We start from the raw sequence: 13,606 nt of genomic DNA on the forward strand, positions 1-13,606 counted from the left end.
GCGATACCGCGAAGGTGAAATTCTTGCGCTCGTTAAACTGAGCCGACACACACGGACTGAGCGAGGAGCGCACGTGGGCCTTGTCGTGCAGAAGTACGGAGGCTCCTCCGTAGCCGATGCCGAGGGCATCAAGCGCGTCGCCAAGCGGATCGTGGAAGCGAAGAAGAACGGCCACCAGGTGGTCGTCGTCGTTTCCGCGATGGGCGACACGACGGACGAGCTGATCGATCTCGCCGAGCAGGTATCTCCGATGCCCGCCGGGCGTGAGTTCGACATGCTGCTGACCGCCGGAGAGCGTATCTCCATGGCCCTGCTGGCCATGGCGATCAAAAACCTGGGCCACGAGGCCCAGTCCTTCACCGGCAGCCAGGCGGGCGTCATCACCGACTCCGTCCACAACAAAGCGCGCATCATCGATGTCACGCCGGGCCGGATCCGGGAGTCCCTGGACAAGGGCAACATCGCCATCGTCGCCGGGTTCCAGGGCGTGAGCCAGGACAAGAAGGACATCACCACGCTCGGCCGCGGCGGTTCCGACACCACGGCCGTCGCCCTGGCCGCCGCGCTCGACGCCGAGGTGTGCGAGATCTACACCGACGTGGACGGTGTGTTCACCGCCGACCCGCGCGTGGTGAAGAAGGCGAAGAAGATCGACTGGATCTCCTTCGAGGACATGCTGGAGCTGGCCAGTTCCGGGTCGAAGGTGCTGCTCCACCGCTGTGTGGAGTACGCCCGCCGTTACAACATCCCGATCCATGTGCGGTCCAGCTTCAGCGGACTTCAGGGCACGTGGGTCAGCAGCCAGCCGATCGAGCAAGGGGACAAGAAGGTGGAGCAGGCCATCATCTCCGGTGTCGCGCACGACACCTCCGAGGCCAAGATCACGGTCGTCGGTGTGCCGGACAAGCCGGGCGAGGCCGCCGCGATCTTCCGCACGATCTCGGACGCCGAGATCAACATCGACATGATCGTGCAGAACGTGTCCGCCGCCTCCACGGGGCTGACGGACATCTCCTTCACCCTCCCCAAGGCCGAGGGCCGCAAGGCCATCGACGCCCTGGAGAAGAACAAGCACGGCATCGGCTTCGACTCGCTGCGCTACGACGACCAGATCGGCAAGATCTCCCTGGTCGGCGCGGGTATGAAGACCAACCCCGGGGTCACGGCCGACTTCTTCACCGCCCTGTCCGACGCGGGCGTGAACATCGAGCTGATCTCGACCTCCGAGATCCGTATCTCGGTCGTCACCCGCGCCGACGACGTCAACGAGGCCGTACGCGCCGTCCACACCGCCTTCGGCCTCGACTCCGACAGCGACGAGGCCGTTGTCTACGGAGGCACCGGGCGCTGATGGCCCCTCAAGGACGACCGACGCTCGCGGTCGTGGGAGCGACCGGAGCCGTCGGCACGGTCATGCTCCAGATCCTGTCCCAGCACGCGGACATCTGGGGCGAGATCCGTCTGATCGCCTCGCCGCGCTCGGCCGGCCGCAAGCTGGCCGTGCGCGGCGAGGAGGTCGAGGTGGTGGCCCTGGCGGAGGAGGCCTTCGACGGGGTCGACGTCGCGATGTTCGACGTACCCGACGAGGTCTCCGCCCGGTGGGCGCCGATCGCCGCCGCGCGCGGCGCGGTCGTCGTGGACAACTCCGGGGCCTTCCGGATGGACCCGGAGGTGCCGCTGGTCGTCCCCGAGGTCAACGCGCACGCGGCCCGGACCCGGCCGCGCGGCATCATCGCCAACCCCAACTGCACGACGCTGTCCATGATCGTGGCCCTCGGCGCGCTGCACGCCGAGTTCGGCCTGCGCGAGCTGGTGGTCTCCTCCTACCAGGCGGTCAGCGGCGCCGGCCGGGCCGGCGTGGAGACGCTGCGGCAGCAACTGGCCCTGGTCGCCGGCACCGAACTCGGCACCAACCCCGGCGACGTCCGGCGGGCCGTGGGCGAGAACACCGGGCCGTTCCCGGAGCCGGTCGCGCTGAACGTCGTCCCCTGGGCCGGTTCGCTGCGCGAGGACGGCTGGTCGTCGGAGGAGATGAAGGTGCGGGACGAGTCCCGCAAGATCCTCGGACTGCCGAAGCTGCCCGTGGCGGTCACCTGCGTCCGCGTCCCCGTGATCACCACCCACTCCCTGACCGTGCACGCCCGCTTCGAGGACGAGGTCACGGTCGCCCGCGCCCGGGAGATCATCGCCACCGCCCCCGGCGTCGTGCTCTTCGACAACCCCGAGGCCGGGGAGTTCCCCACGCCCGCCGACGTGGTCGGCACCGACCCCACCTGGGTCGGCCGGGTCCGCCGGGCCCTGGACGACCCGACGGCGCTCGAACTCTTCGTGTGCGGGGACAACCTGCGCAAGGGGGCGGCGCTGAACACCGCCCAGATCGCCGAGCTGGTGGCGGCGGAGTTTTCGTGACGAGGGGCCGTTGGCCGGAAAACTCCGGGATCTTCCCCGAATCATTTGTAGGATCTACATCAGAGATGTGAGCCGGATGATGGCCCGTACCACTTGAACAGGACCCCTTCGGCGTTCGAAGATTTCCTCCCCGCCCTCCGCAACCGCGCGGAGGGCGGGGAGCGTCTTTGCGGTCGCCCTTCGGCGGGTGCGCGGGCGTGTTTTTCTGGCGTGGGGACGCCATGGGCAGGGCGTGGGGACGCCCGTTCATATGGGACATAGGGGAAGAGCGGGACGCATGAGTGCATGTGAGGCGCCATCAGCCGTGCTGCCTGACGCAAAAGTGACGTCCGGCACGTACAACCCTCTCGGGGGGAAGCGTGTCCAACTGGCGTGGCAGAGGTACTCGACTTCCCCGCGGCGACGCGCGGCACGGCTCTACGGCCGCCCCGCCCCTACCGCCGACCCCGCATGCCCGGTACGCCCGGCGGCATGCCGGTGATCGCACCCATGCCCGCAGCGCGGCCCGCCCGCATCCCCAGTCAGCGCGACGGCTCCGAGTACGTCGAGGAAGCCGCGGCCGCCGGTACGACGGTCGACCACCTCACCGAGACCTACCGCACCCACTACCGGTCGCTGCTGGGTCTCGCCGCGCTTCTCCTCGACGACACGGCCTCCTGCGAGGACGTGGTCCAGGAGGCATTCATCCGCGTCCACTCGGCGCGCAAGAGAGTCCGTGACCCCGAGAAGACCCTGGCGTACCTGCGCCAGACGGTGGTCAACCTCTCCCGCTCGGCGCTGCGCCGCCGCATCCTCGGCCTGAAGCTGCTGTCCAAGCCGATGCCGGACATGGCGAGCGCGGAGGAGGGCGCCTACGACCAGCTGGAGCGCGACTCCCTGATCAAGGCGATGAAGGGGCTTCAGCGGCGGCAGCGCGAGGTGCTCGTCCTGCGCTACTTCGCGGACATGACCGAGGCCCAGGTCGCCGAGACGCTCGGCATCTCCCTGGGTTCGGTCAAGGCGTACGGCTCGCGCGGCATCGCGGCGCTGCGGGTCGCGATGGAGGCGCCGGCATGAGCGGGGACCACGACGAACGGCGGCGTCATGTCCGGGGGGACGACCAGACGCCTGAGCAATCGCACGCTGGGAACGAAACTGTGAACGACGGCCGGGACGGCCAGGGCCCGAACGGGGCCGAATCGGACGACCTGGACCTGCGGGGGACGGCTGAGGCCGACGCGGACGGGGCGGGCCTGGATGGGCTGGGCTCTGACGGGCTGGGCCTGGACGGGCGTGGCGCGGACAGGGCGGGCCTTGACGGGCTGGGCCTGGATGGGCTGGATCTGCACGGGCTGGGCTCGGATGAGCCTGGCGCGGACGGGCCGGGCCTTGGCGGCCTGGGCCTGGACGGGCGCGGTCTGGACGGTCTGGACCGGCTGAGGGCCGAGGTCGAGGGCTCGGGTGAGCCGGACGCGCGTGGGGCCGGTGGCCGTGGCGCGGCGCGCTGGGGCTCGGACCAGCGGGCCCGGCGGGACCAGCGGGACGCGCGCGAGACGGCGGCCACCCCGGGCGCCGGTGTCGCCGCGGCGGCCGGGCTCGGCATGGAGGAGCTGGACCTGCGTCAGCTGCTGCGCGACGCGGTGCAGGAGATCGAGCCGCGCGACGGCACGCTAGAGCATCTGCGGCGGGCGGTGCCCGCACGGCGGGCGCGCAAGCGGCAGGCGCTGGTCGGCATGGCGGCCGCGGCGCTGTTCGTCGGTACGGCGGTCCCGGCGCTGGTGCACGTCTCCAACACGACCGGCCCGGGCGCCAACCCCTCGGTCGCGGGACACGGCACCCAGGCACAGGGCGGCGCCAGCCAGGGCGTGGACCCCGACAACGGCGAGAGCTCCTCGGGCGGTTCATCGGGCACGACCGAGGACCAGGGCCCGGAGAACGAGCAGCAGGAGAACGACGGCAAGGACAACGGCGGCGGCAACGGCTCGGGCGGCTCCGCGGACCCCGCGGCGACGGCTGACACCGGCGCGGCCGTCTGTACGGCGGAGCAGCTGGCGGTCGCCGCGGCGGGCGCGGACGCGCCGGACGCCGTGGGCGCGGTCTACGGCACGTTCCGCTTCACGAACTCCTCGCTGACCGCCTGCACGGTCACGAACCCGGGCTCGCTGAACCTGGTGCCGGGCGGCGCGGCGGACGCCACGAAGCTGTCCACGGCCCGCCACATCTCTGGTGACCCGGCGGCCTCCCTGCCGGACCCGTCCGTGGAACTGACGTCTCTGCTCCTGCAGCCGGGCTCCGCCTACGAGGTGAAGTTCGCCTGGGTCCCCTCGGAGACCTGCCCCACCACGGGCGAGAACTCCGGCGGTACGACGGGCGGCGAACCCAGCCCCGACCCCACCCCCTCGGACAGCACCGGCACCACGGGCGGCACCTCGACGGGCGCCGACGCCGGCACCTCCACCCAGCTCCTCACCGCCGACGGCACCGTGGACGGCACGGTGACGGTGACCAACACAGCGGAGCCGGGCGCTCCCACGGCCCAGACGACCATCTCGGGAGCCTGCGCGGGCACGGTGTACTGGACCGGGGTACTGGCGGGGGCGTAGCCGCTCCTGCCGCCGCCGCGGGCAGGGCCCGGGGTTCAGACCCCGACCGGCTCCGAGTCCTCCCGCTCGACCAGGCCCAGCTCCGCGTCCCGCGCGAACTCCACCTCGCGGCGGAGCAGGCGGAACCACATGAAGACCACGAACCCGGCGAAGACGAACCATTCGCCGGTGTAGCCGAGGTTCTGGAAGGCCTTCAGGTCCAGCCCGGAGTCCGGAGTCGCACTGACCGGCACGGCCTTCATCCCGCCGTCGGCCTCGTTCAGCGTCACCCACGCGTCGTACACGTCGTACGGGACGAGGTTCACCAGCGACGCCGCGCTGATCGCCCCGGTCTGCCCCTCGGGCCATCCGCCGCGCCCGGTCACGCCGTTCTCCCCGGGCTGCTCGGAGGCCTGGAGCGCTCCGGTGACGGTGACCTCACCCGCGGGCGCGTCCGGCACTTCGGCCGCGTCCGCGTCCCCGGGCAGCCACCCCCGTACCACCGGAAGGGCCTCACCCCCGTCGATCCGCAGCAGCGTCAGGACGTAGAACCCCCGCCGGTCGTCCAGTTCCCGGTCGGGCACGAGCAACTGCTCCCCGTACCGCCCGGTGGCCGTGACCTGCTCGCCCACCGTCGACTTGTCCACGGGCAGCATCCCGGCCACCGGCCGGGCCGCCTCCCGCTTGTCCGACGCGGCCTCGGCCCGCGCCCCGCGGTGGCTGTCCACCCGCTCCTCGAACCGGCTCAGCTGCCATGACCCCATGAAGACGCAGAAGGGGATGGCGAGCAGCACGAAGACGTTGATCCCCCACCAACGGGGCGTCAGCAGAAACCGGTACACGCCTCCCACGGTACGGCCAGCCCCGCCGGCGCGGTCCCGCGGGGGTCAGAACCGCTCGGTGAGACGGGCCCGGTTCGCGGGCGGCTCGTACGGGTCCGGCCAGAAGTCCGTGACCGTGGTGATCCGCCCGGCCGCGTCACCGGTGAAGAAGGAGATCCCCACATTCACCTCGTCCCCGAGCGTGAACCGTATCCACGACACCGCCTGCGCGTCCTCGGCGACGATCCGCTCCACCCGCACCCGCCAGTCACCGGGAAACTCCCGGTTGAACCGCACATACGCCTCCCGCCCCCGCACCCGCTCCCGGCTCATCGGCGCCTCGTACGCCACATCCTCCGCGAGCGTCTCCGCGAACGCTTCCCAGTCACGGGCCTCGGCGGCGGCCCAGAACTCCTCGACGGTCTTCCGCAGCTCGGTCATGTCCAGCAGTGTGCACCGGGCCACTGACAACGGCGGCGGCCGATGGACTTCATCCACAGGCACCGAGTTGTCCACAGGCTGAGGACCGAGTCAGCGCGATGTCGGCGATGCCAGGCACTATGGGGCCATGACTGAGAGCAACGGGTCCGCCGCGCCGGATCAGCAGGAGCAGAAGCGGTCCATGCCGGACTGGGAGAAGCGCTTCAGGGCGCCGCGGGTGTCCCTGCCGGACTGGGCGGAGGACGCCCCGGACCGCTCCCTGTTCGTGTCGAACGCGACGGGGACGTACGAGCTGTACGCCTGGGACCGTGCCACCGGCGAGCAGCGCCAGGTGACGGACCGCCCGAACGGCACGACGGACGGTGTGCTCTCCCCGGACGGCGCCTGGATCTGGTGGTTCGACGACAAGGACGGCGACGAGTTCGGCGTCTGGCGCCGCCAGCCGTTCACGGGCGGCGAGGACGAGCTGGCCACCCCGGGCCTTGACCCCTCCTACCCAGCGGGCCTCGCCCTCGGCCGCGACGGCCGTACGGCGATCGTGGGCCGTTCCACGGACGACGAGGGCACCACGATCCACCTCGCGCGCCTCGGCGAGCCCCCGGCGGAGCTCTACCGGCACCGCGAGTCCGCGGGCGTCGGCGATCTCTCCCACGACGGTTCGCTGATCGCCGTCGAGCACACCGAGCACGGCGACGCCATGCACTCCGCGCTGCGCGTCCTGCGCCCGGACGGCTCCGCGGTCGCCGAGCTGGACGACACCAAGGGCGGCACCGAGGAGCTGGGCCTCGAAGTGCTGGGCTTCGCCCCCGTCGACGGCGACACCCGCCTGCTCGTCGGCCACCAGCGCCGCGGCCGCTGGGAGCCCCTGGTGTGGGACGTGGCCACGGGCGAGCAGACGGACCTGGTCCTGGACCTGCCGGGCGATGTGAGCGCCGAGTGGTACCCGGACGGCTCGGGCCTGCTGGTCGCGCACAGCCACGAGGCCCGCAGCGAGCTCTTCCGCTACGACCTCGCCGGCCACGACCTGACCAGGATCCCCACCCCGCAGGGCACGGTCTCGGGCGCTACGGCCCGCCCGGACGGCACGGTGGAGTTCCTGTGGTCCTCGGCCGCCCGGCCGTCGACGGTCCGCTCGACGACCGGTGAGACCGTCCTGGACCCGCCGGGGATGAAGTCCCCGGGCTCGGTCCCGGTGGAGGACGTCTGGGTGGACGGCCCCGGCGGCCGGATCCACGCCCTGGTCCAGAAGCCGGCCGGGTCCACCGGCCCGCTCCCCACCGTCTTCGACATCCACGGCGGCCCGACCTGGCACGACAGCGACGCCTTCGCGGCGGGCCCGGCGGCCTGGGTGGACCACGGCTACGCGGTGATCCGGGTCAACTACCGGGGCTCGACCGGCTACGGCCGCGCCTGGACGGACGCCCTCAAACACCGCGTCGGCCTGATCGAACTGGAGGACATCGCGGCGGTCCGCGAGTGGGCGGTGACCTCGGGTCTCGCCGATCCCGCCCGGCTGATCCTGACCGGTGGCTCCTGGGGCGGCTATCTCACCCTCCTCGGCCTCGGCGCCCAGCCCGACGCATGGACCCTGGGCATCGCGGCGGTCCCGGTGGCCGACTACGTCACGGCGTACCACGACGAGATGGAGGCACTGAAGGCGATGGACCGCACGCTCCTCGGCGGCACCCCGGAGGAGGTCCCGGAGCGCTTCGAGGCCTCGTCGCCCCTCACCTACGTGGACAAGGTGACGGCCCCCGTCTACATCTCCGCAGGCGTCAACGACCCCCGCTGCCCCATCCGCCAGATCGACAACTACGTCAAGCGCCTCGAAGCCCGCGACGCCGTCCACGAGGTGTACCGCTATGACGCGGGCCATGGCTCCCTGGTCGTGGACGAGCGCATCAAGCAGGTCCGCCTGGAGCTGGACTTCGCGGCCCGCCATCTGAACGCCTGACGGAGCCCGGGGGCAAGGGCGGCCGGCGTGGTGTGCCCCGCCCCCACGTACGGGGGCGTCCGGGAGGCGGGGCGATCGGACTGTAGGCAGCGGGGCGGCGCGGATCTGCACGGTTCGCGAGCGGGTTGTGTGCACAGTCCGAACGGTCAATTGCCGTCAGGCGAGGGGCCGTTCATTCATTCCGCTCCTGCATTCCGCTCCTGCATTCCGCTTCTGCGCTCCGCTTCGGGGGTGTGGGAGTGCCGGTAGTCGCGCGGGGTGAGCTGGTAGTGGGCGCGGAAGGAGCGGGCGAAGACCGTCGGGTTCGGGATGCCGACGGTGCGGGCGATGGCGGCGATCGAGCGGTGCCGTTGCCGTGGATCGGCGAGCATCCGGCGGGCCTCCGCCATCCGGGTCTCGCGGATGAAGCGCGCGGGGGAGCGGTCGGCGTCCCGGAAGGCGAGTTCGACGTACCGGGTCGAGACCCGGAAGGCGTCGGCGAGCATGCGCGGCGACAGGTCCGGGTCGCGCAGATGCTCGTGGACGAACTCCCGCATCCGCGCCAGCAGGACGCTGCGCGCGGTGGCGGTGCCGGGCTCCTGGCCGGCCATCTCCAGCCGCAGGGTGGAGACCAGCAACTCACGGACAGTGTGGCCGAGTTCGGCGAGCGAGGCGGAGGGCAGCCGGGGCGCCTCGCGGCCGAGCTCGGTGACCGTGCGGGTCAGCACCCGCAGGAGGGGGTTCTCGGCGGGGACGACCTGCCCGATCATCCCCGTCTCGATCTGCAGATCGCGCCGCAGGACGGCTCGCGGGACGTTGATCACGAGGAAGTGGCCGAAGGAGTCGGCGGTGACCGACCACGGGTCGGCGCTGCCGTGGAGCAGGGCGTCGCCGACGCGCAGCCGGGTGTGGCGGCCCCCTGCCAGGGCCTGGCCGGGGCGCTGGGCGACGGCGAGGTGGTAGAGATCGAGGGGGTCCCGGTCGATCAGCCGCCGAGTGCGGGTGACCCGCACCGGATCGGACCCGATGTCCACGAGCCCGACCTCGCCGAGGTCCAGCGCGTAGACCCAGCCGGTGTAGCCGGGGCAGTCGGCGGAACGGCCGCGAGGACGCTCGCCGAGACGCTCGCCGGGTCCGAGGAGCGCCGCGTCCAGCGCCGTCGCCGACTCCCGCAACGCACCCCGCCACGCGTCGACGTCCTGAACCAGAACCCCGTGCGTCGCGGGCCCGGGCCGCAACACCGGCACCTGCCCGTCCCCCTGCCCACACTTCACGAACCCGCCCCCCGTCGATCCCCTGTCACGCCCCCGCCGACTCTCGCCTCCGCCGTCCCAGCAGCTCCGCCAGTCCCCGCCGCGTGGCGGCCAGCACCACCCGGTCCTCCGCGCGCAGCACATACGTGTCCGGCAGATCCCACACCAGCCCGGACGCCGAGCCCTGGGCGCCCCCGGCCCCGCCCCCGTCCGCCGGACCGGACCCTGCCGCCCCGGCTCCAGCCCCCGCCCCGGTCGCCGTGTCCAGGGCCAGCACCCGCCAGGCTCCCGCCCGGAACGCCTCCCCGACCGTCCGCCCCTCCAGCTGAGGGTGCCCGCCCACCTCCACGGACGCGAACAGCAGCACCCGCCGCTCGACCGGGATCGCGCCCAGGATCTGCCGCCCCAGCATCGCCCCGGCGAACGCGGGCGCGGCCAGATGGGTCACGCTCCGGCTCCGGGTGGAGGCGAAGGGGTGCGCGGCACGCAGGGTGCGGTACACCGCCGTCGCGAAGTCGTCGTCGTAGAGCCGGAGGACGACCCGAAGGTCGGGCCGTACGGACCGGGCCGCCAGTACGGCCTCCAGGTTGGTGGTGTCCACGCTGGTCACCGCGAGCAGCGCGCTGGCCCGATGGACCTTCGCGGCCTCCAGCACCCCTTCCTGGGTGACGTCCCCCAGCACCACGGGCACCCGCAGCCGCCGTGCCGTGGCCATCCCGCGGGCCTCGGGATCGGCCTCGACGCACACCACCGGGATGTGCAGTTCACGCAGCCGGGTCAGCACCCGCGTCCCGATCTTCCCCAGCCCGAGCAGGACCACATGCCCACCCAGTCCCCGAGGCGGCTTGCGCAGCGCGGAGGCGGTCCGGAAGGTACCCAGCGCCTCCAGCACCGCGGCCAGCAGCACCGGCAGCAGCAGCAACCCGAGCAGCCCGGAGAGGAGTTGCAGCACCTGACGGCCCGTGGACTGGTTGAGCGCGGGCTCGTTGATGGCGAAGAGATCGAGGAGCGTCACATACGTGGCGTGCAGCGGATGATCCCCGGTGACCACCGTCAACGCCACGGCCAGCGCGAAGACACAGCCCACCAGACCCGCCAGCGACCACCGCAGCCGCCGCGAGAACAGGGACGAGAAGGCGGGCACGACTCCCCGCCCGCCCGACATCGAGGGCCCGGAGTACGACACCTGCTCCAGTACGACGGCTCCCCGCCCCCGCGCCCGACGCACCGCGGCCTCGTCGGGCAGCAACTGCGGCCCCTCCTCGTCGCCTTCCGGGCCACCACCGCCCCCCGGCGCGGACAGCAGCGCCAGCGTGGCAAGACCGGGATCCGCGACCTCCCCCCGCGCGCCCGGCTGCCGCTCCACCGCCCGCAGCAGTAACCCGTCGGTCTGTACGACCTTGCTGGTGCCGACGAGCGCGGTGGCGACCAGCGCGGGAGCGGCGGTGTCGGCGTCGGAGAGGACGGTGGTCGATGCATCGGCGGTGCTGGCGGAACTCGTGGCCAACGCGGCGGCCTGGTCGAGCAGTTCCTCGATGTGCTGCCCCAGCCGCCGGTTGTAGAGCCGCAGCACCAGCCGCAGCCGGGGATTGATCCGGCGCGCGGTGAGGGCGGCGCGGATGTTGGTCTCGTCGTCGTCATAGACGAGCGCGAGCGCGGCCGCCCGCTCCACCCCGGCGTCCGCCAGCACCGCCTCGGTGACCTCGGCGGCCTCGACGAGCCGCTCGCTCTCGGCCGGCGACCCGTTGCTGTTGCCCGCGGCCCGGCTCACGGCGGCGCTGACCATCCGGTCCAGCAGCGCGGCCGACGCGGCCCGGGCCCGCCCCACCACCGGCGGCCGTACCGCCCGTTCGGCGGGGGGCACGACGAGCGTGACCTGTTCGCCGTAGACCCCGCGCAGTTCGGCGGCGAGCCGGTGCGCGAGACCGTCGTCGCCGCACACCACCATGTGCGCCGGGGGCGCACCACCCGGCTGACCCTGACTCGGAACGCTCACCACAAGGGAAAAGACTGCCTCAACGAGACGGGTGGTTCCAGCAACCATCTGAACAATGCACGCCAACTCCCCGTAGGAAAGGGGAGGAAGACCGGCAAGCCCGCACCGGAGGGACACGACCACCCGTGGCGACCACCACCAGAACCCGTCCCCCCGACCAGCCGGACACCCGCTCCGCCTCCACCCCCCTCGCCTTCATCACCCTCCTCGTGCTCGCCGTCCTCCTCCAGAACCCCCTGCGCGGCGCCCTGTCCGCACCGGTGATGCAGAGCTGGACGACGGTGTTCGTGGCGGTGGTGATCCAGGCGCTGCCGTTCCTGGTGTTGGGCGTGTTGCTGTCGGCGGCGATCGCGGTGTTCGTGCCCGCGTCGTTCTTCGCCCGCGCCCTGCCCGGCCGCCCCGCCCTCGCGGTCCCGGTGGCGGGCGCGGCGGGCGCGGTCCTGCCGGGCTGCGAGTGCGCGTCGGTCCCGGTGGCGGGCGCCTTGGTCCGCCGCGGAGTCACCCCCGCCGCGGCACTCGCCTTCCTCCTCTCCGCCCCCGCGATCAACCCGATCGTCCTGACCGCGACAGCCGTGGCCTTCCCCGGCAACCCCGAGATGGTCCTGGCCCGCCTGGTCGCGAGCCTCCTGGTGGCCTGCGCGATGGGCTGGCTCTGGCTCCGCCTCGGCCGCACCGACTGGCTGCGCCCACCGGCTCGTTCGTCCTACGACGGCCAGGGCCGCGGCGCCGCCTTCTGGGGCTCGGTCCGGCACGACGTGCTGCACGCCGGAGGTTTCCTGGTGGTGGGCGCGATGGCGGCGGCGACCCTGAAGGCGGTGGCACCGGAGAGCTGGCTGCGCGGACTGGCGGCCAACCCTTTCGCCGCTGTTCTCGCCCTGGGCGTCCTCGCCGTACTGCTGTCGATCTGCTCGGAGGCGGACGCGTTCGTGGCGGCGTCGCTGACCCACTTCTCCCTGACGGCCCGGCTCACCTTCCTGGTCGTCGGCCCGATGGTCGACCTGAAGCTGTTCGCGATGCAGGCGGGCACCTTCGGCCGCGCCTTCGCCCTGCGCTTCGCGCCCGCGACATTCGTGATGGCGGTACTGGTCTCGACGGCGACAGGGGCGGTGCTGCTGTGAAACCCGGGACTCACCAGGCCCAGGCAGCCCTGCTCTTCCTCCTGGGCGCGACCCTGCTCCACGCGGGCACGACCGACCTCTACCTGCGCTACGTCAAATCAGGACTGCGCCCCCTGCTGCTGCTCTCGGCGGCCGTCCTGATCGCGGCGGCGATCGCCACGGTCTGGTACGAACGCCGAACCCCGGACCACACCGGCCACCCGGAACCGCGGGTCACCTGGCTCCTCACCCTCCCCGTCCTGGCCCTGATCCTGGTGGCCCCGCCCGCCCTCGGCTCCTACAGCGCCGTACGCACCGGCACGGCCCTGCAACAGCCGTACGGCTACGCGGACCTACCCCCGTCCGGCACCCTGCGCCTGGCCCTGACGGACTACGCGGCCCGAGCCGCCTACGACAAAGGCCGCACCCTGAGAAACCGCGAGCTGGAGATCACCGGCTTCGTGGCCACCCCCCGCTCCGGCCCGCCCTACCTGGTCCGCATGACCCTCAACTGCTGCGCGGCGGACGCCCAGCCGGTAAAGATCGCCCTGACCGGAAAGGTCCCACCGGTCCTGCGCCCGGACACCTGGCTGCGCGTCACCGGCACCTACACCCCCGGCACCACCGAGGACCCGGTGAACGGCGCCCCCATCCCCTACCTGAAGGTGACGAAGGCAACCCCGGTCCCGCCCCCGAAGGACCCGTACGACGAGACCTGGAACAACTGACGTCTAGCCCTTCGACTCGGCAAGAGTGTGCGCGACCAGCGCATTGGCATGCCCGTGCCCCAGCCCGTGCTCGGCCTTGAGCCAGTTGACGAGCTCCATGTGCTTGGTGAGCGGAGAGCTGCGGATGAGCCCCTTCCACTCCTCGACGGGACGGCCGTACTTCTTCTCGATGGAGGGGAAGTAGCTGGCGGGGCCTTTCACGGGGGCGGTCATGTCGATGATCTCCTTCGGTCGAACGGCGTTACCGACATGGATGACCTGGACCACGCGAAAAACTCATCGGTGCACCGGCGCCCTAGATCTTCTGTGAGAGGTCACCGACGAGGGTGACCTCCGTGACGGGTGGTCTGTCGACGGCGCGTCGGCT

General features: G+C 72.1%; 12 protein-coding genes. 7 read left to right on the plus strand and 5 right to left on the minus strand.

The genetic code is table 11. The features are described 5' to 3' along the window. The first annotated feature begins 73 nt into the window (after nucleotides 1-73). From STRCI_RS22110 to STRCI_RS22125, 4 genes are all read left to right on the plus strand, one after another. Nucleotides 74-1,351: an aspartate kinase gene (locus STRCI_RS22110; RefSeq protein ID WP_269660691.1), complete on the plus strand. Its 1,278-nt coding sequence runs from the start codon at nucleotides 74-76 to the stop codon at nucleotides 1,349-1,351. Next, complete coding sequence (locus STRCI_RS22115; protein ID WP_269660692.1) at nucleotides 1,351-2,409, plus strand: aspartate-semialdehyde dehydrogenase; 1,059 nt, start codon at nucleotides 1,351-1,353, stop codon at nucleotides 2,407-2,409. Before STRCI_RS22110 ends, STRCI_RS22115 begins: the two co-directional genes overlap by 1 nt. 372 nt (nucleotides 2,410-2,781) lie before the next feature. Continuing rightward, complete coding sequence (locus STRCI_RS22120; protein ID WP_269660693.1) at nucleotides 2,782-3,465, plus strand: SigE family RNA polymerase sigma factor; 684 nt, start codon at nucleotides 2,782-2,784, stop codon at nucleotides 3,463-3,465. Nucleotides 3,466-3,545: 80 nt separating this feature from the next. Beyond that, nucleotides 3,546-4,991, plus strand: a complete 1,446-nt coding sequence (locus tag STRCI_RS22125) for a hypothetical protein (protein ID WP_336298817.1) — start codon at nucleotides 3,546-3,548, stop codon at nucleotides 4,989-4,991. A 35-nt stretch (nucleotides 4,992-5,026) separates the two neighbouring features. Here STRCI_RS22125 and STRCI_RS22130 read toward each other — a convergent pair whose 3' ends face one another. Beyond that, the gene (locus tag STRCI_RS22130) at nucleotides 5,027-5,812 is read right to left on the minus strand and encodes an SURF1 family protein (RefSeq protein WP_269660694.1); all 786 of its coding nucleotides are present in this window, start codon (nucleotides 5,810-5,812) and stop codon (nucleotides 5,027-5,029) included. 45 nt (nucleotides 5,813-5,857) lie between these two features. Next, nucleotides 5,858-6,232 (minus strand): nuclear transport factor 2 family protein, encoded by a 375-nt coding sequence (locus tag STRCI_RS22135; RefSeq protein WP_269660695.1) that lies wholly within the window; start codon nucleotides 6,230-6,232, stop codon nucleotides 5,858-5,860. A gap of 127 nt (nucleotides 6,233-6,359) precedes the next feature. On the opposite strand from STRCI_RS22135, the gene STRCI_RS22140 reads away from it, so the two are divergent. Then, entirely contained in the window at nucleotides 6,360-8,186 is a 1,827-nt protein-coding gene (locus tag STRCI_RS22140) for a S9 family peptidase (protein ID WP_269660696.1), read from the plus strand. Nucleotides 8,187-8,362: 176 nt separating this feature from the next. Here STRCI_RS22140 and STRCI_RS22145 read toward each other — a convergent pair whose 3' ends face one another. Together STRCI_RS22145 and STRCI_RS22150 are read right to left on the minus strand one after the other, a co-directional pair. Further along, complete coding sequence (locus STRCI_RS22145; RefSeq protein ID WP_269660697.1) at nucleotides 8,363-9,439, minus strand: AraC family transcriptional regulator; 1,077 nt, start codon at nucleotides 9,437-9,439, stop codon at nucleotides 8,363-8,365. A gap of 25 nt (nucleotides 9,440-9,464) precedes the next feature. Further along, entirely contained in the window at nucleotides 9,465-11,366 is a 1,902-nt protein-coding gene (locus tag STRCI_RS22150; RefSeq protein ID WP_269664614.1) for an NAD-binding protein, read from the minus strand. A gap of 173 nt (nucleotides 11,367-11,539) precedes the next feature. Between STRCI_RS22150 and STRCI_RS22155 the strand changes: the two genes are divergently transcribed. Further along, nucleotides 11,540-12,532, plus strand: coding sequence for a permease (locus STRCI_RS22155; RefSeq protein ID WP_269660698.1), 993 nt, complete (start codon nucleotides 11,540-11,542; stop codon nucleotides 12,530-12,532). Next, complete coding sequence (locus STRCI_RS22160) at nucleotides 12,529-13,239, plus strand: TIGR03943 family putative permease subunit (protein WP_269660699.1); 711 nt, start codon at nucleotides 12,529-12,531, stop codon at nucleotides 13,237-13,239. The genes STRCI_RS22155 and STRCI_RS22160 overlap by 4 nt, the downstream gene beginning before the upstream one ends. Before the next feature lie 3 nt (nucleotides 13,240-13,242). On the opposite strand, the gene STRCI_RS22165 is transcribed toward STRCI_RS22160, so the two are convergent. Beyond that, on the minus strand, nucleotides 13,243-13,452 hold the full coding sequence (locus STRCI_RS22165; protein WP_269660700.1) for a DUF4287 domain-containing protein: 210 nt from the start codon (nucleotides 13,450-13,452) through the stop codon (nucleotides 13,243-13,245). Between the last annotated feature and the right edge of the window lie 154 nt (nucleotides 13,453-13,606).

The sequence above is a fragment of the Streptomyces cinnabarinus genome (assembly GCF_027270315.1).
Taxonomy (GTDB): Bacteria; Actinomycetota; Actinomycetes; order Streptomycetales; family Streptomycetaceae; genus Streptomyces; species Streptomyces cinnabarinus.